The organism is Streptomyces ovatisporus (assembly GCF_042653885.1).
In the GTDB taxonomy this organism is placed as follows: Bacteria; Actinomycetota; Actinomycetes; order Streptomycetales; family Streptomycetaceae; genus Streptomyces; species Streptomyces ovatisporus.
The window spans coordinates 302,614-319,950 of sequence record NZ_JBHSFH010000007.1; the positions used below are offsets into that span (position 1 = coordinate 302,614).

A 17,337-nucleotide genomic window follows, 5' to 3' on the forward strand; every position below is an offset into this window, starting at 1 on the left:
TGAGTTGTGAATCCTTCCGGAGCCCGTCGGGCTCTGCGCCCGGATCCTGCGCAGCCGGTGCATCGCAGGTAGTGGTGGCTGCGTCGTCAACCACGCCGCTTTTCAACTTCCGTCACATCCAGTTGTTCATCGCCGGGTCTGCCCTCACCCGACCTCTTTCGGGTGCGGCACGCGACGGATCACATGGATCCGCCGCGTGCCTCGTCGTACGCCGATGGACCGCCACCCGGCGTCGGGAACACGTCCCGCGCGCCGGGTGGCTCGTGCATCAGTCAGGGATGTGCCGGCTCGCCGCGATCGCAATGAGGCTTACCGCCGTCCTCCGGGGGCGGGCCGCCCTTGTGTCCCTCGTGCGGACCCTTGCCCTTGTGACCCTCGGGCGGGCCGTCTCCCTTATGACCCTCGGGCGGGCCGTCTCCCTTATGACCCTCGGGCGGGCCGCCCTTGTGCCCGTCGTGCGGACCCTTGCCCTCGTGCCCCTCGGGCGGCGGGCCCTCCTCGTGGCCAGGGCCCCCCTTGTGGCACTTGCCCCCGTGGTCACCCTTGTCCGGGGCCTTTTCGCCACCAGTGGTGGCTCCCGTTGTGCCACCGGTGTTGGCACCCGTCGTGCCACCGGTCGTAGTCGTCGCGCCAGTGGTGTTGCCACCTGTGGTGATGCCACCTGTGGTGATGGCGAGGCCGCCCGAGGTCGAAGTGGACCCGCCACCCGTGGTGGTCCCGCCCGTAGTGGTGGTGCCGCCCGTTTCGCCGGTCGTCCCGCCGGTGGTGGTCCCGCCGATTTCGCCGGTCGTCCCGCCGTCGGTCGTCGCGCCGTCGGTCGTCCCGCCGTCGGTGGTCCCGCCGTTGGTGGCCGCGGCGCAGTTGCTGGCGTCGACGTCGTTGGTGTCCATCGTCACGGAACCGTTCCGCGCCAGCGCCCGCCCGTTGATGTCTGCGCCAGTGTTAAGCGTGATCGAGGTCAGGGCCATGATGGTGCCGACGAAATTGGTGTCGGTACCGAGCGTGGCGGAGCTTCCGACCTGCCAGAACACATTGCACGGTGAGGCACCGTTGATGAGGTTGACGTTGCTGGCGGACGCCGTCGTCAGTGTCGACCCGATCTGGAACACCCACACAGCATTGGGGTCACCCTCGGCGTCCAGAGTGAGGTCGCCTGTCAGTTGGGCGGAGCTGTCGAAGCAGTAGACACCGGGAGTCAGCGTGAGGCCGCCGAGGTCCTGCCCGGTGAGGTTGACGTCGCAGGGCTGGCCCGCAGCCTGGTTGTACGCAGTTGTCAGATCAGCCTGTGCCCCGGCGGCGTGGGCGTCATTCTGATGGATCGTGCCCAGCACCGTACCGGGGGGGAACCCGCTGATCGCCGAACCGGGACTGACTCCCAGATCTCCGGAGACCACAGACGGCCCGGTGTTGGTGACCGACTGCCCTCCCAGCACGCCGTAGCTGTCCGCGGTACCGAGGTTGACCGCTGTAGCAACGGCGTTCGCGCTCGACGGTGTCAAGGCCACGGCGCCGGCGGCGAGTAGCACCACCGCCACGAACCAGCTGACAATAGCGTGCCACTGCAGCACGCCATGGACTCTCAATTTCATCGAGGATGCTCATTCCTGTGGGAACGAATTGTGGCGGCCTCGTCCTGCAAGCCCTCAGCAAACCGAAGTGACCGCCGACCACTGACCTTACTCGTTTTACACCGCAGGAAAAGCGAATACACCTGCCACACAGGTGAGCATAAGGATGAAGATTGAGCATGCGAAATGAACGGTCATACAAGAATATGCGTGTGATGTTGCATGAAGTTCCGGCGCGATAGACGAGCACATTACTGCCCGAAAGTGCCCGTCCCTGCTTCGCGGGTGGCGGCGGCTTCGTACGGCTCGACGCAGTTGAAGCAGCGTTCGAAGTTGCGGCGGTGTACGCCACGATCGAGACGCACAGCCGCGCACCGCGTCGTCGCCGTCCCGCGACCGTCGGCACGTTCGGGGGCCGTGCAGGCGATACCGCATCGACTCAGACAAGCACCGGGTGTAGCGCTCACCCCGAACGGCAGCATGGTCTACCTCACCAACTCCAGCAGCGCTTCGGTGTCGGTGATGCAAACCAGCAGTGACGCAGTCATCGCCACACCCGGGGTCGGCACCATCCAGCAGGGTTCGGCGATTGGTTGACCAGGGCGGCCCTGTAAGGAGACCGACATGACTGACGGCTGCCTGAGCAGCCACGGCCCGGCTCCACAGCCGCCACCCCCAAGTAATAGTCCATCCCCCTGACTTGTAGGGGGTGCGCCGAGTTGGGCGGTTCCCCCGCTGGAGGCGGCGAGGCTCCTGGTTGCACACCGCCAATGACGCCAAGCTCAGCACACACCTGAGAACCACACGGCCACCGAACCCGAGGACGAGACCACAATCCGCGTGCTCTCTCTGGGAATTCCGTGGCACCGGCTACAGCCAGGGCGAATCCCTACTCGCCGAAACCGTCCCCTACGAACGCACCCTCGTGCTCCGACTCAAACACGAGGGGGCGATCAAAATAGGGTGAGCGCGCGAGCCTCTATCCAGTCCCTCACATTGCCCGAAGTGCTGTCCGAGATGCAGATCTGGAGCATTCGCAAGCGGGCGAACCGCGCCAAGCCAAACCAACTCCGCAGGAGAGCCGGCCGTCAGCCGCACTCCAAGAGCTACCGCCTCAAAGCCCAAGCAGAGAGGCGACGTTCGGAGCTGCTGACTGCGCTGCGCAATAGTGAATAGTTAGATACAGCGACAGGTCTGGCCGGCTCGGAGTTTCACGAACTCCGTTGGCCCGCCTGGAACATGCGCGCGCCTGTACTCACGCGGCAATGAAGTGGCCCAATGCTCTCAGCGAAGCACCGTGCCGGCTTCGCCGACGCCTTGCGACCATCACCTCGCATCTCGTCAACGATCGCCGCGGGGCCCCACAGCCCCCAACCGCGACTACCAGCCCACACACCGACCACCCCACAGCAGCGGCACATAACAAAACTCCCGAACCCACAACCGTGGGTCCGGGAGTTTCCGATGTCCTGAGACATCACATCGGCGGAGGCGGTGGGATTTGAACCCACGGTGAGGGGTTACCTCACGACGGTTTTCAAGACCTTTTGCCACCCGACCACTGATCTCGCATTCGTCCTGGTCAGCGGTCGGATGAAGGCTCTTCAGGTGTTGCCTCCACGACTTCGTGCCATCTACGTGCCACTAGCGCCGTCCTTACCGGTCATCCATGCGTCTGCCGCTTCGGCGACTTCCGAGTCACGACCGGCCACGGGACGGGCGTAATGGCGCGTGGTCACACTCGCGTTGGAGTGGCCGAGGCGGTGGGCAGCAGTCATTACGCCGTACCGGTCAGCCACCCACGTGCCATGTGAGGCACGCAGATCGTGCGGTGTGATGTCACCCAGACCAGCCGCACTCACGGCGGGGTTGAAGTGAGCCTTGCGCCACTGGTTGTAGCGCAACGGGTTGCCGTCCCGATTCGTGAACAGGAGTTCTTCGCTGTCTTCGGGCAGGCCCGTCAGGTACGTGCCGAGCCGTTCCGCAAGCGAAGCAGCGAGCGCCAAGGTCCGCTTCTGATGAGACTTCGGGGTGTCGAAGACAAGCGCCCCGTTGGCCTCCGCCAAGTTCTCGTCCACCACGAGCAGACGCCGGCTGACGTCAATGTCCCCTCGCCGCAGTGCGAAGGCTTCCCCGATACGCAAGCCGTTGAAGGCCAGGAGAGCAATCAGCAGGTCGTGCGGCGCCGGAGCACTCTCGACGATGCGCGCAGCCTCTTCGGGCGTGAGGATGTGCGGCTCGGATTGCGGCATGCGCGGCAACCGGACACCGCGGCACGGTGTGGTGACGATCAGACCGTTGTCGACGGCCGATTCCATGATCTGTGAGAGCACGCGGTACGCCTGCCGGATACGCGATGGACTCAGCCCGGCCCTCCGCATCTGCGCAACCCACTCGGTGACCGCGATCGGTCGGAGGCTTGAGAGCTCATGACCTCCGAGCGACGGGTTGATACGCGAAGCGATGAGCGACCGGTACGACGCCTGTGTCGTGTGCTTGAGCTGTGGCGACACCGATGCCAACCACCGGGCGCCCCAGTCCTGAACGGTCGCCTCGCCGTGAGCGGGATCTACCCAACGTCCCTCTTCGATCTCGATGCGTTTCCGCGAGAGCCAGACATCAGCATCAGTGACCGTGGGAAACGTCCGATCAGCAGGACGGAGCAGACCATCCGGCCCCGGATACCGGACCTGGTAACGCCCAGATGGCAGCTTGCGAACACTGCCGTAGCTCCGACGACGCTTGCGACGAGGAGGCATCAGGCCACCGCCTTGAGCCGCCGTGACGATGGTTCGACGCAAACCACCGTGTGAGCAGCCACGTAGTCACTCAATGAGCTCTCAGGGATGCGCACATGGCGGCCGACCTTGACGAAGGTGATGCGTCGTTCTTCGATCAGCCGGCGCGGGAACCGCACGGTAGTGCCAAGCCGGTCGGCCACCTCATCGACGGTCAGCAGTCGTTCCATGTCCACTCCTCCCCCGTGCTGTCGAGTTCCGTGATGACTTCGCGTGCGGTTTCTCGGTTGGTCTGTAGGTCGCGGTGGATGTTGGCGGCGAGCCAGGATTCGCCGGGTGTGTGTCCGTGGCCGGCGTAGGTCCAGTGCGCGAGCGTGAGCGTGGTGGCCTCGCTGTGTTCGTCGGGATCGGGGAGTCCGCGTTCGCGGCGTTCTTGTGCGGCGCGGTAGTCGGCTCGTACCTGGCGGCGAGATCCGAGCGTGGTGGAGTAGGCGCGCGACTTGGTCATGAAGTGGCCGCGGAAACCGAGCATGTGAGCCCAGGCCCACAGCTTCCGATCCGGGTAGAGGTCGTCCAGGTCCCGGCAGGCCCGGATCAACTGCAGTGTGTGGTCGGGCAGTTCCGGGTGCTTGTCCAGCTCGGACATCTCCCCGATGCGGCGATCCAGGGTGCCGGTGGTCTCCGCCGCTTTGGTGGCGTACTTGGCCACGTAGCCGGCCACCGCAGCATCGGTGAGTTCCTGGCCCTGGTCGGTGCCGATGGCGCGGACATCGACCTGACTCCCCCACCGCAGCATCCGAGCCGACTGATCACCGGCAGCAGGCACGACCGTCTGTGCACGGCCAGCCGCAGCGCGGATCGCGTCCTCGAGCAACGCCGTTGTGGCCCAGGCGGGCGGAGGTGAAGTGGGGCCGTCGGGTCCGTCGATGCGGATGATGGCGTGGAAGTGGATCGCGCCGCGGCGTTGGAACTCTGCGACCTTCCCGAAGGAGACCCGCGCGGTCTCCTTGAGCAGGGTCTGTGTGATGCCGGCGCGTGCAGCGACTTCGCGGCGCAGGTAGATGGTGAAGCGCTGCCACAGCACGCTCGCGTGGTTGTTCCACAGCACCGCCGCGGCGTAGTCGTACCGCTCCGGATCCACCGCCGTCCCGAGGACCGGAGAGTTCTCCGCATGACGGACCCCGCAGGCACAGCGACCGGAGGCCGGACGGTTGTGGACCGGTCCGAACGACGGAGCCGTCAGGGTGGTGAATACCCCGGGGTGGGTGCGAACGCGGTCGGGGATGGCCATGCGGGGATCGCCGGTGATGCCGGCGCGGATGAGGTGGAAAACATCCCCCGCATACGTCCAGGCACAGGCCGGGCAGCGTGAAGCGCGACGGTTGCCGCACGCGAGGCGGAGCCGTCCGCCGGGCTCGTCGGCGGTGGAGTAGGAGTAGAGGACTTCGCCGGTTTCACGGTCGCGGGTGACGGTCGTTCCGGTCAGGTGGATGGGGTCAGAGCAGCCGCCCGTGCGGCGTACTTGGTCTTCCCAGCGGTCGAAGCCGTCAGACCCGGCCACCCTGAGCAGGTCTCCCAGGGTGATCGGGTCCAGGCCCACCGCAGTAGCGGTGTCGATCATGCGGTTACCGCCCCACCGGAGTTGTCTGGCGAGCGTGGAGGGCGACGGTGCCGGTGCCGTCGCAGGCGGAGCACGTGACGCGGAGGGTGGCGCGGGTTCCGTCGCTGTGGAGGGTGCCGGTGTCGATGGCGACGACGGGGAAGCCGTCGCAGTCGGGGCAGCGGCGTACGCGGGCAGGGGTGGGCTGGGTCATGATGGTTGGTGTCCTTTCGGATCTTTGGATTCGGGAGAGATGCAGGCGCCCGGGGCGGCGGATACTTGGCGGTAGAGGCCGCCCCGGGGGCCCTTCAGCGGCGACGGCCGCGGCGCGGAGTGGAGACCGGGGGGATCGCCTCGTAGTCCTGGCGGCCCTTGCCGAAGGACTTGGAGTCGATGGAGTCGTCCCGCTCCAACTTGCGGGCGATCTGTCGCTGTGCACTGCGGTCTCGGTGGCGACGCGCGATGGCGTACTCGCGACCGAGTTCGTACGAAGCGGTGTCCGAAGTCGAGGCGGACTCGGAAGACTTGCGGTTGAACAGGCCCATGTCGGGGCTCCTTTCAGCGGTTGTTGGTGAGCAGGGAGCGGAGGACCACGGCGCACACGGCGACCGAGGTGGCGGTGATGGCGACGGCCAGGAGCATGGAGACCAGGACCGCGCCGACGATGAGCACCGCGGCGGCGCCACCGGCCACGGCGAGACCGGCACCGGCCGGGGAGATGTGCACCGAGGGCCGGGAGGCAGCAACCGATGCCGGCGCGGGTGCCTGAACGGCAGGCGCCTGTGCGACCGCGGGCGCCTGGTGGGCGGTCCTGCCGAGGGTGGTCACGACCGGGACCGGGGCCGTGCTGGCCTGGTCAGGTGCGGGGTACTTCGGGGTGAACATGCCTGTCCTTCCTGATCAGTTGGTGGTGCAGGTGTGGGTGCGTGCGGCAAGTTCCGCCGCGGCGCGGGAGTCGTAGTCGGCGGAGAAGCCACAGCGAGGTGCGGTGCAGGCAGCGGTGTGCTTCTGCCGACCCCGGACATCGGAGCGGGAGCCGACGCGGACGGGACCGATACGGATCACGTCGCGGAAGTGGTTCGGGCGTGCCATGCGCGATCTCCTTTCAGGCAAGTTGGGCCGCGATCGCGTCGGCCAGGTGGTCAGGGATGCCAAGACGCGCGCGCAAAGTCGCGGTGTCGATCGGGGCACCGGTCCGTGCGTGATGGGCGTTGGCGACCTTGCGTGCGTGGTCAACCAGCGCCGGAGGCACATCCGGAACAGGTGCCGGCGTCGGCGTCTCCACCGGTGCCGGGGTCGGTGTCTCGGCCGGTGCAGTGGCCGGCGTCGGGTGAGGCGGTGCGATCGCCGGTGCCGGCACTGGCGTAGGAACGGGCTCGATGTCCACGGCCGGGGCCGGGACAGGTGGCGGCGCGGGTGCACGGTCGGTGGTTTCGTCGGTGACGAGGCCATGGACCTGGCGCATGAGGGCGCCGAAGGCGAGCAGTGCCGCGGTCGGCGGGACGGCAGCGACGACGTGATCAAGGCTCAGGTCATCGGTGCCGACACCCGCGACGTTCAAGGCGATGGAACCCAGCGAGCCCGCGGCGGTGAGGGAGAAGGCCCACCAGTCCCAGCCGCCGCGCAATGCGGCCCGGAACATGAGGACTTCACCGGCCAGGATGAACAGGTCGATGGTGCCGGGCCATGCCCAGGCACGTTCGGGGCTCTTGGCGAGACCGTTGTGCTTGGCCACGTCCGCGAGGTGGGCGTAGGAGAGCCAGAACGCGGCCACCGTCAAAGCGATGATCACGACTCCTGCGGTGAGGATCGCCGCGCGTTCTGCCTGTGTCTTCGTCATCGGGGACACCTCCTTTCCTGTTCGAGGCATGGGCGGGGTAGGGACCTGGCGCGAGGCGGTCACGCCAACCGTTGGGAAAGGGCGGGCTATTCGGTTACGGGCCGGGGCTTGACCAGCGAGGGCCGCTCAACCGGTGCCGACTCATCCACGTACTCGATCGCGGGGCGGAACGGTGCCAGTGCCGGCACGTCCGGGGTGAGGTGTGCGAACTCGCGGCAGATCGCGGTCGCTTCGGCGGGTGTCTTCTCGGGGGTGCGGATGTAGGACCAGCCACCGGAGGTGTCCCCTGCCACGGCGACGCCGGGACGATCCGGGGCGATCGTGGTCACGGCAGAGACGGCTTCGGGTGCGATATCCCCGAGACCCATTTCGCCGGTCTGCTTGTCATTCACTCGGTGCACGACACGGCCGGTGAGCTGTGCACGGAGCATCGTGGCTCCCTTGCCCAGATCGGAGCCGAAGCGCTGCCCGCAGACTTCGAGGTAGATGCCGATCGCGCGGGACATCTGCGCCAGGCGCACGAGCTGCATGACGATCCGGTCCCGGCGTTCCTCGTCCTTCTTCGCGGCGACCAGGAACAGCTCAGCCACCTCATCGACCAGGACGACCAGGGGCACCGGCCGCAGATGTGCGGGCAGTTCCCACAGGTCCGAGGCGCCGTGTTCGCTGAGCAGATCGAAGCGGGATTCCATCTCCCCCACGAGGACATTCAGCAACTCGGAAGCCTCATCCGGGTTCGTCGCCAACGCCGAGAGCCGGGGCGCGAAACGGGTCTGTTCCACGCCACGTTTGCAGTCGATCCCGACCAGGCCGACCGGCAGCTTCGCCAGCTCGGTGATCAAGTTGCGCTGGTACATCGACTTGCCCGACTGGTTCGCACCCAGCGTCAGCCCGTGCGGGACCTTGACGTAGTCGCGAACGAACGCGGTCCCGTCATCCCGCACAGCCACCGGCACCACAATCGGCCCGGAAGGCAAACGGCGCGGCATGCGCACCTTCTTCAGCACGTCATAGCCCGTCATTCGCAGTTCGACCACGCCGGGCTTGGTGTTGACGACGTTCACCGCGTGGACACCCCAGGCGTGCCGAAGACGACCAGCTGCAGCGGACACATCAGCAGGTTCCAGACCAGCGGGCAGGCGCAGGGTCACCCGCAGCCCCGTGGAAGCGGCGCGGACGCGGCGGATCTTCGGCGGAACCGGCTGCACCTCACGACGACGCGCGATGTTCCGCGCGACGAAGGCCCGCAGCCGGGAGGGCTGAACCGTCAGCCCACACACATCCATCGTGGAGCGGTAGGTGACGAGAAACCGTCCCCAGGTGAGCGGCAGTCCGACCAGGGACCAGTACACGCGCGGGGCGCGGACCTTGGCGTAGCCGAGGCCACCGGCCCCCGCGAGGGGGCCAGCGATCTCCAGCACCGTAGAGAGGTCTGTCATGGTCAGGCACCCGCCGTGATGGCGACCGCGCGGAAGGCGATCCCGTGACGCTTCTGCCCGTTGAACTCGTTCTCCCAGTCACGGGCCTTCAGCCCGACCACGGAGACCGGGGTGCCGGGCTCCAGGTTCTCGGGGACACCGGTCTCGGGCACGGACACCTGGTAGAGGTTGCCCTCACCCTCGTCCGAGATCAGCAGGCCAACGGTCATCATCTTCGCCTGCGTCTCGCGGTCGACCGCGATCTCGCCGGTCTGCTTGTTGACCATCTTCGGCGTCGGCGCAGTCGCAACGAACACCACGGCGGTCGAAGTATCGATCTTGAAAGAAGGCATGAGTCACTCCCAGCTTTCGAGGGTCGCCCCGTTGGCAACAACTTCTCTAGACATCTCTAGTGAACTTCACCTACCTAGAGACGTCAAGCCTCTTCTCTAGAGATCTTCGATTCGACGACATGAGCAAGGTCTCGTGCGGGCACCCACGGCTGGGTGAACCCGCCTGGGTCGCCTACGCTGTCTAGAGAAGCGAAGGGAGGATGTGCCATGGCCAACCAGGGCAAGGACCGTCAGCCGAAGTACCAGCAGATCGCCGGCGCGCTCCGGGCAGCGATTCAGGCAGGCGAGTACGGCCCAGGTGACCGGCTGCCAGGCGAGAACGACCTGATGGCCACCTACGAGGTGGCACGCATGACGGCACGGCAGGCCCTCGGCGTTCTGCAGAGCGAAGGGCTGACCGAGTCCCGGAAGGGTGCCGGTGTCTTCGTAAGGGACTTCAAGCCATTGCGACGCCAAGGCATCAAGCGTTTGTCAGAAGAGCAATGGGGCAACGGCCAATCCATCTGGGCTGCTGACATCGGAGACCGCACGCTCGAAGTGGATCAGGTTTCGGTGTGTGAGGAATCTGCGCCGGAACGGATCGCTCGCGTGCTCGACTTGGCCCCGGGCGACGCTGTCTGCGTTCGGAACCGACGCTTCGTCCTTGACGGCAAGCCGGTGCTGCTTGCCACCAGCTACCTGCCAGCAGAACTCGTTGCCGGTTCAGCCATCACCCAGAAGGACACAGGCCCTGGCGGGATCTATGCGCGGTTGGATGAGCTGGGATGGAAGCCCGTGCACTTCCGCGAAGAGATCCGCTCGCGCATGCCCTCACAGGACGAAGTCAGCAGTTTGCAGCTCACGTCCGGCACACCAGTCATCCTCCTGTGCAGGACAGCGTTCGCTGATGAAGGTCGAGCCGTCGAAGTCAATGAGATGACGCTCGACTCTGCGTCCTACGTGCTGGATTACTCCTTCGACGCGTAGTGCCTGAACAGCCCTCCTGAGGTTGTCTAGTCCCAGTTGATGCGCGACGTTCTGATCCCGGGTGATGCTTGACGTTGGGCCTAGACAACATCACTGCCTTCGTGGGGCTTGTCCGCTTTGATGTTGCGGACGGGGAGGTCGGTGGTGCGCCGTACGACGCGGGCCTGGCCGTCCAACTCGACCGTGAAGGTCGACTCCGACACGTGGACGGTCACGGTCTGTCCCGCATACGTCCGTCCCAGGGAGACCACCTGGCGGCAGACCATGATCGTGCCCTGACTGCTGATCCGCCGCTGCACACGCACCGGCTCCACCCGCGGCCGAGGCGGCGGACCGGCCGGACGAAGCCCCCGCAAACGCTGGACCTCCCCGGGACTGAGCGGGTTGGGCCGCACCCTCAGCAACTCCCGCGAGGACGGATCGAAGAACGACAACGTCTCCTTCTCGATCCGCACACCCACCTGCCGACCACCCAGAATCTCCGCCGCCAGCACCCGATGCCCGCCCAGGCTCACCACTCCGCTGTTGTTGACCAACCGGTCCACCTCGAACGCAACAGCATCCCCAGCCGGAAGCGGCGCCGGCCCCGCCGCACGCCCGCCCCGGGCCGCCAACCGGGCCAAGTCCGCCACCGACAGGTGCGAACGCACCGTCTTGACCCTCGCACCGGCGATCAGCAGATGAATCACCGCGGTGTCGGCCCAGAACGTCACCGTCAGCCCCGCCCGGGCCGGCCCCAGCCAGAACTGCTTGTCCGCGACCTGCAGATTCCCACTCGCAGGCACCACCCGCTCGAACTCCACCGGCCCACCGTGCTCCCACGGCACCGCCTCCGACGGATCAGCCGGCACAGGCTCCACCGCATCCACCGGCTCCGGGAGCACAGGAGCAGTCCGCTGCTGCGGCACCAGAGCAAGCGCGCCCGGCACCCGCACTCCCAGCACAGCCCGCTCCTGCTCGGAAACCGAAGCGAACCGGTCTGCCGGAGACTGCATCTCCAACGCCTGATGCGGCCGCGAAGAGTTGTACTCCTCCACCCACGCATCCAGCGCCATCTGAGCCGCCTCGACGCTCTCGAACGCGCCGCAGTCATCAAGGAGTTCGCGCCGCAGCGTCTGATGGAACCGCTCGATCTTGCCCGTCGTCGTCGGAGACGCCGGCTGCGTCAACCGATGCGCAATCCCGTTCTCCCGGCAGATCCGGTCGAAGAGCACCTCACCACCCCGCCCGAACCGGTCGGTGAACTGCTTGCCGTTGTCCGTCAGCACCTCCTCCGGCACCCCGAACCTCTGCAAAGCTCCAGCGAACGCCGCGCACACCGCCCGTCCCGTCGCCCGCTCGACCACCGACGCGATCACGCAGTACCGGGAATGATCATCCACACCGGTCACGACCTTCGCCTCGGACAACTCACCCGTGAGCGGATCGACCAGCATCACCCCGCCGACGATGTCCATCTGCCACAACTGCATCGGACGATCCCGCTGCCAGCGCTTGTAATCCGACCGCTTCCGCCGCCGAACCCCCGGCTCCACCAGCCCATGCCGCAGCAAGATCCGATACACCGTCATCCGCGACGGCGCCGGGCTCACCGCTCCACCCCGCTCCAGCACATGAGCAATCCGCACCGGACCCCACCGAGGATGCTTCCGCCGCAGCTCACACACCGCCGCCTCCACCTCCGCAGAAGCCTGATGCGGACACGAAGCCGGCCTGCGCGAGCGGTCCACCAAACCCGCCAACCCAGCAGCTCCATAACGCGACTTCCACCCGCTGACCGTCTGCCGCGACACCCCCACTTGAGCGGCGACTTCCGTCACCGTCGCGCCCGCCAGCACCGCCAGGACAGCCCGGTACCTCTGCTCGACGACCGACAACTCCACCAGCGCCAATCCCAGCCTCCCCACACGCGCCGCAACGACGCGCACAGAAAGACCGATCACGGCCACTGTCAACCATCAGCTGGGACCGAAGCGTCAAGCATCTACCGGGACACGACACAGCCCTCCTGAGGTGAGTTGTTACAAGTTTCTCTACCTCATCAAGACCCCGCCCGATGGGCGGGGAGGGGGTGGGGCCGCCTGGTGGAGTGCGCTTCAGTGGGAACCGGTCGAAGAGGGATGGCCGGCACCGGTCAGCCTCACGGCAGGAAGAGGGAAGACGGGGAAGCGCTCGTACGGGAGCTCCCGCACCACGACAGGCCAGCGGGAAGACTCCGCCCCAAGGGCAACGTGTCGGTGTCGGCACCATGTTGGCGGGGAAGCTCTTGCCCTTCGGGCATCCGGTCGCATGGCAGATCAATCGGCTTCACAGCCGTCGCTACGGACACACCCCGGGGCCCGCAGTGCGGGCCACTCGGGGCTCGGGGCCGGGCGCCTGCCTTCGGCGCGCCCGCCCCGGCCCCACGGCAGCAAGACAGCCGCGGGATGTCCGTTTCACGCTTTGATCCACCAAAGCCCGCGCCGGACTGACGAGAGCAGAAAACACCCCGCCCCACGGGCAACGCAGCACCCACAGCCCACAGGCAAGCCACCGACAACCGGCCAGGATCGAAGCAACGACCGACGCACACCGAAACCCGCACCAGGCCCGGAGCAGCCACCCGCCGAACCCCAAGGCGCAGGAAGAAGAGGGCGGGGGAGAGGGGTAGTTGGTGGGGTCGGCCGGCTCCACGGCTTTAAGCAGCCACCTTGGGGCGAGACTCTAAGATCAGGGGCTCACTTCGGGCTATTGCGGGCAGGCGAGATGCTGCCCGAGTCGCGGCAAGCTTACGAGCCCCTGATCTCTCACCCCAAGGCAGCTCCAGCTCAAAGCCGCTACACCGACCTCGACTGCGCGTGGACAATCACGCTCATGGACCAAGGGAAAGCAGCCGTTTACGGAGCCATTGTCGGCGTCGGCGGCACGGTGCTCGGCCACCTGATCGCCTGGATGCAGTTGCGCACCCAAGCTAAGTACGGCAACGCCCAGTGGCGACGCCAACTGCAACGCGACTCCTACGGGGTTCTGATCGAGAAGGTCATAGCTGTCACTCAGCAGTTGGAAGCTCTAGGCAAAGACATACGCGCTACCGGCTGTACTTCCACGAAGTATGCCCAGCTCACCTCGTTGGCCCAGAGCGCTGGCCCCGATATCGACTCGGCAACCATCGTCGTTCTCCTAGAGGGCCCACAACCGATCTCGGAGCAGGCGTTCGAGGTCGGTCATGCCGTGAGAGCCTGGGGAGCCGCGCTAGACGCCTTCGCGAGCGCTGTGCTGAATCAGGAGACCGGCAAAGACGAGAAGGACGAAGAGGAACAGCAGATCAGCCTCATCGCGGGCGAAGTCGTCGGCACCTTCATTGACATGGCCCGCAAGCACTTGGATCGAGCCTAGACTGCACTAAATGGCCTGAACGTATATTCATGTCCGAGATGCCCAGTTCTACTCTCAGGCCATGAGCAACCTCATAGCTGGCCTTGCCGTGGTCATCAGCATTGCCGCCCTGGTGTACACGCGACTTCAGGTGGTCTACAGCAGGCAGCAGTTGGCACTAGGCGAACGAGTCCGCAAAGAGGCCACCGAGCCGTACGTCGTCCCAGATATCCAGCCCCGGGCTGGATCCGGGCTCCTGGTCTTCACGGTCGAGAACACCGGACCAACCATCGCCCGGGATGTAGAGCTGGATGTCAGTCCTCCCCTTCAGGGTGGGGAGCGCACCGACTGGGACGAGAAGCTGGCTCAAGTTGTGGGCCGGAAGATCCCTCACCTACCGCCACGTCGACGACTTGAGTGGTACTTCGCCTTCGGACCTAGGCTCTTTGACAACCCCGAACTGCCGCGTCAGTACACGGTCACCGTCAGAGCAACCGGCCCCGGGGGGCCTGTCGAACCACTGACCTATGTGATTGACCTCGATGTCATGCAAACCTTGGCGCTCGACCGGGAGACCGTCGTAGCAAAGCTCGACACCATCGCCGACAACACGAAGGCACTGAGGAAGCTTCCCTCGAAGTGACCAAGAGCAACCCCTCGTCCCTGATACCAACAGGCGCGGGCACCGGCGATCGAAGGCGAACTCCGACGGACCACTCACCGAGAGCCTGGTCGATCGGGCCGCCCCTGGGCCGTGCGAGGTGGCTCAACGGTGACAGACGATGACAGAGGCCAACACCCAACTCGCAGGTCAGGCCGTTGGTCTCTCGTTCATCCGCAGGTCAGTGAACTGGCGCATCAATTCTTCGACTTCTGATCACGCTGGTGTCCACCGACCTCACGCGAGACCAGTGACCCATCATTTTCAGCCAGCTTCTGTTTATCTCGGGACCTCTTCGTTGCAGCTACGCATTCGCGATTGACGGTTTCCACCGTTGCATCGAGCTAAATGGAGACCGTGCTGCTCAAGCCCAGTTTCTGTACTGCAACAACATCTATAATAGTGGAAGATTCCGCAGGTCAGACACTCAACGAACACCTAACGAACCCTCAATAATCCTAGGTTTAATAGGCCTCGTTCGGCTTCTGGAACGCACCACTGCTGTCGTTACCGTCGACCGTTCGCTGCTAACTTCTCCGATTAGCGATGAGGCAGAAAACAACGCCCCGCAACTGCCGATTGGTCGTCGCGTGCGGGGCGTTGTGACGGCCCGTCGGTCGAAACCCGCGGGACACGGAGGAGCCCACATTGAACGACAGCTCGTTGGCACACAAGCCGAGCCCTCGTAGCAACGCTACCCGGGGAGCACTAACAAGCACTACTGCTGCAACTTGGGTCGCTGCCCTGTCCACCCTGGCAGGAGCAGTAGCCGCCATCTTCACCGCACTGCGGGGCTAGCCTGCGCGGCTGCCCGTGCCACTCGCGTGCCAGATCGAGCGGGGAACCACGGTCAACCGCGGTCACTAACGGAGAGCCCCCACAGCAACGGCCCCCGACCAACTTCCCTGGTCGGGGGCCGTTTTCACTGCTCAGCGAGCGGAGGCGGTGGGATTTGAACCCACGGAGACATCGCTGCCTCGACGGTTTTCAAGACCGTTCCCTTCGGCCGCTCGGGCACACCTCCTCGCGCCGCCCCCGCAGGAGCAGCGCGAGGGCAAGCCTAGCGAATGGCCGGGACGGTCACTGATCGCCCTTGCGGGAGCCGAGGGTCACCTCGGTCGTGGCTTCCTTGCCGTCGCGCTCGTAGGTGATCTTGACCTTCTCGCCGGGCTTGTGCGTCCAGATCGTGCCGATCAGCGTGGGCCCGCTGTCGATCGTCGTGTCGTCCAGCTTGGTGATGACGTCGCCGGGCTTCAGGCCCGCCTTGTCGGCGGGGCCGTCCTTGGTGACCGCTCCCTGGCCGCCCTCGCCCCTGTCGGCGATGACCGCGCCGCCGCCCTTCTGGTCCATGGTGACCGTGGCGCCGATCACCGGGTAGACGGGCGTGCCCGTCTTGATCAGCTGGGTGGCCACCCGCTTCGCCTGGTTCACGGGGATCGCGAAGCCGAGGCCGATGCTGCCGGACTGGCCCTGGCCGAGGCCGCCCTCGCCCCCGGCCGACTGGATCGCCGAGTTGACGCCGATGACCGCGCCCTGGGCGTTGAGCAGCGGGCCGCCCGAGTTGCCGGGGTTGATCGAGGCGTCGGTCTGCAGGGCGTTCATGTAGGAGGCGTTGCTGCCCTGGCCGTCGCTGGAGGCCACCGGGCGGTTCTTGGCGCTGACGATGCCCGTCGTCACGGTGCCGGACAGCCCGAAGGGTGCACCGATCGCGACGGTGGCGTCACCGACCTGTACGTCGTTGCTCCTGCCGAGCGGGAGCGGCCTGAGCTTCCGGTCGTCGGCGTCCTTGAGCTTGATGACTGCGACGTCGTAGCCCTGCGCCTTGCCGACGACCTCCGCCTCGTACTTCTTGCCGTCCGAGAAGGTCGCGGAGAGGCCGCCGCCGTCACCCCCGCTGGCGACGACGTGGTTGTTGGTCAGGATGTGGCCCTGCTTGTCGAAGACGAAGCCGGTGCCGGTGCCTTCCTCGCCCCCGCCCTGGGTCTCGATCGTCACGACGCTCGGCAGTGTCTTGGCCGCTATGCCCGCGACGGACTTGGGGGAGCGGTTGAGTGCCTCGGGGTCCGAGCCGGAGGTGATCGTCGTGGAGCTGTCGTCGCCGCTCTCCGCCGCCCAGAATCCGATGCCGCCGCCGATGCCGCCCGCGACCAGCGCGGCCACGAGTACGGCTGCGAGCACACCGCCCGGCAGGCGCTTGCCGCCCGGCGGAGGGCCGGGCGGCACCGGGGGAGCTCCCCACGGGTACTGCGGACCGGCGGGGCCCTCGGGTCCGCCCGAGCCGGGACCACCGGCACCGGGACCGCCGGCACCGGGGCCACCCGCACCGGGGCCGTACGGGTTGTGGGCGCCGGGTGCGCCGCCCCACGGTCCGCCCTGCGCGGGCCCGCCGCCCTGGTCCGAGCCGCCGGGCCGGCCGGGATCGCCGAAGGCCCCCGTCGGCTGCTGCGACGGGGCCGTCCGGGGCGGCTGCTCGGGCTGGTGCGGCGCCTGCGGGGGCTGCGCAGAATGGCCGGACTGCGCAGACTGGGCGGGCTGCGCCGGCTGGACGGGCTGGCCGAACTGAACGGTGTCCCCGGAAGAGGACGGCGTGGTCCCCGGCTTGCTCATGCTCTGCCCCTGGGAGTCGGTGGCTTCGGGTGCCGGAGTGCCGTCCTGCGCCCCCGTCATCGGCACCGTGGGGGACGTGGGGTTCGGCCCCGTCGCCGGCGTGGTGGCAGCGCCCTCGTTCTCGGTGCTCACAGGTTTCTCCTCATCAGCTACACGCCATCACAGACCGGGCGTTCGCGTATTCGGATGTCCTTGGACAGCCTTTCCCATGGTGCGTCAGGCGGACGTAAAC

Annotated in this window: 16 protein-coding genes and 1 tRNA gene; 3 read left to right on the forward strand and 14 right to left on the reverse strand. The window is 66.5% G+C overall.

Annotated features, from left to right (window positions below; translation table 11 throughout):
• Window positions 1-272: 272 nt before the first annotated feature.
• The 11 genes from ACFPA8_RS15170 to ACFPA8_RS15225 form a co-directional block, all read right to left on the reverse strand.
• Complete coding sequence (locus ACFPA8_RS15170; RefSeq protein WP_386448337.1) at window positions 273-1,568, reverse strand: ice-binding family protein; 1,296 nt, start codon at window positions 1,566-1,568, stop codon at window positions 273-275.
• Between the two features lie 1,634 nt (window positions 1,569-3,202).
• Window positions 3,203-4,327 (reverse strand): tyrosine-type recombinase/integrase, encoded by a 1,125-nt coding sequence (locus ACFPA8_RS27685; RefSeq protein WP_465270237.1) that lies wholly within the window; start codon window positions 4,325-4,327, stop codon window positions 3,203-3,205.
• Entirely contained in the window at window positions 4,327-4,536 is a 210-nt protein-coding gene (locus ACFPA8_RS15185; RefSeq protein ID WP_386448340.1) for an excisionase family DNA-binding protein, read from the reverse strand. The genes ACFPA8_RS27685 and ACFPA8_RS15185 overlap by 1 nt, the downstream gene beginning before the upstream one ends.
• The gene (gene repSA, locus ACFPA8_RS15190) at window positions 4,521-5,927 is read right to left on the reverse strand and encodes a replication initiator protein RepSA (RefSeq protein ID WP_386448343.1); all 1,407 of its coding nucleotides are present in this window, start codon (window positions 5,925-5,927) and stop codon (window positions 4,521-4,523) included. Before repSA ends, ACFPA8_RS15185 begins: the two co-directional genes overlap by 16 nt.
• A gap of 4 nt (window positions 5,928-5,931) precedes the next feature.
• On the reverse strand, window positions 5,932-6,120 hold the full coding sequence (locus ACFPA8_RS15195; protein WP_386448346.1) for a hypothetical protein: 189 nt from the start codon (window positions 6,118-6,120) through the stop codon (window positions 5,932-5,934).
• 94 nt (window positions 6,121-6,214) lie between these two features.
• A complete protein-coding gene (locus ACFPA8_RS15200; RefSeq protein WP_386448349.1) occupies window positions 6,215-6,451 on the reverse strand; it encodes a hypothetical protein in 237 nt (78 codons plus the stop codon).
• Window positions 6,452-6,464: 13 nt separating this feature from the next.
• Window positions 6,465-6,791, reverse strand: a complete 327-nt coding sequence (locus ACFPA8_RS15205; RefSeq protein WP_386448352.1) for a SpdD protein — start codon at window positions 6,789-6,791, stop codon at window positions 6,465-6,467.
• Between the two features lie 15 nt (window positions 6,792-6,806).
• Entirely contained in the window at window positions 6,807-6,998 is a 192-nt protein-coding gene (locus tag ACFPA8_RS15210; protein WP_386448355.1) for a mobile element transfer protein, read from the reverse strand.
• A 13-nt stretch (window positions 6,999-7,011) separates the two neighbouring features.
• A complete protein-coding gene (locus ACFPA8_RS15215; RefSeq protein WP_386448358.1) occupies window positions 7,012-7,746 on the reverse strand; it encodes a DUF2637 domain-containing protein in 735 nt (244 codons plus the stop codon).
• Between the two features lie 86 nt (window positions 7,747-7,832).
• Entirely contained in the window at window positions 7,833-9,185 is a 1,353-nt protein-coding gene (locus tag ACFPA8_RS15220; protein WP_386448361.1) for an FtsK/SpoIIIE domain-containing protein, read from the reverse strand.
• A gap of 2 nt (window positions 9,186-9,187) precedes the next feature.
• Window positions 9,188-9,517 carry an SCO3933 family regulatory protein gene (locus ACFPA8_RS15225; RefSeq protein WP_386448364.1) on the reverse strand — a complete coding sequence of 110 codons (330 nt, stop codon included), beginning with the start codon at window positions 9,515-9,517 and terminating at the stop codon, window positions 9,188-9,190.
• Between the two features lie 207 nt (window positions 9,518-9,724).
• Between ACFPA8_RS15225 and ACFPA8_RS15230 the strand changes: the two genes are divergently transcribed.
• Complete coding sequence (locus ACFPA8_RS15230; protein WP_070035210.1) at window positions 9,725-10,483, forward strand: GntR family transcriptional regulator; 759 nt, start codon at window positions 9,725-9,727, stop codon at window positions 10,481-10,483.
• 80 nt (window positions 10,484-10,563) lie between these two features.
• Here the strand turns inward: ACFPA8_RS15230 and ACFPA8_RS15235 are convergent, their stop codons facing one another.
• Window positions 10,564-12,360, reverse strand: coding sequence for an IS481 family transposase (locus ACFPA8_RS15235; protein ID WP_386449454.1), 1,797 nt, complete (start codon window positions 12,358-12,360; stop codon window positions 10,564-10,566).
• A gap of 976 nt (window positions 12,361-13,336) precedes the next feature.
• Here ACFPA8_RS15235 and ACFPA8_RS15240 point away from each other — a divergent pair.
• Both ACFPA8_RS15240 and ACFPA8_RS15245 read left to right on the forward strand, forming a co-directional pair.
• Window positions 13,337-13,858, forward strand: coding sequence for a hypothetical protein (locus ACFPA8_RS15240; RefSeq protein ID WP_386448368.1), 522 nt, complete (start codon window positions 13,337-13,339; stop codon window positions 13,856-13,858).
• A 61-nt stretch (window positions 13,859-13,919) separates the two neighbouring features.
• Window positions 13,920-14,480 carry a hypothetical protein gene (locus ACFPA8_RS15245; RefSeq protein ID WP_386448371.1) on the forward strand — a complete coding sequence of 187 codons (561 nt, stop codon included), beginning with the start codon at window positions 13,920-13,922 and terminating at the stop codon, window positions 14,478-14,480.
• Between the two features lie 955 nt (window positions 14,481-15,435).
• Here the strand turns inward: ACFPA8_RS15245 and ACFPA8_RS15250 are convergent.
• Window positions 15,436-15,522: transfer RNA gene (locus ACFPA8_RS15250), tRNA-Ser, on the reverse strand.
• 56 nt (window positions 15,523-15,578) lie between these two features.
• A complete protein-coding gene (locus ACFPA8_RS15255; RefSeq protein ID WP_386448374.1) occupies window positions 15,579-17,237 on the reverse strand; it encodes a S1C family serine protease in 1,659 nt (552 codons plus the stop codon).
• Window positions 17,238-17,337 lie beyond the last annotated feature (100 nt).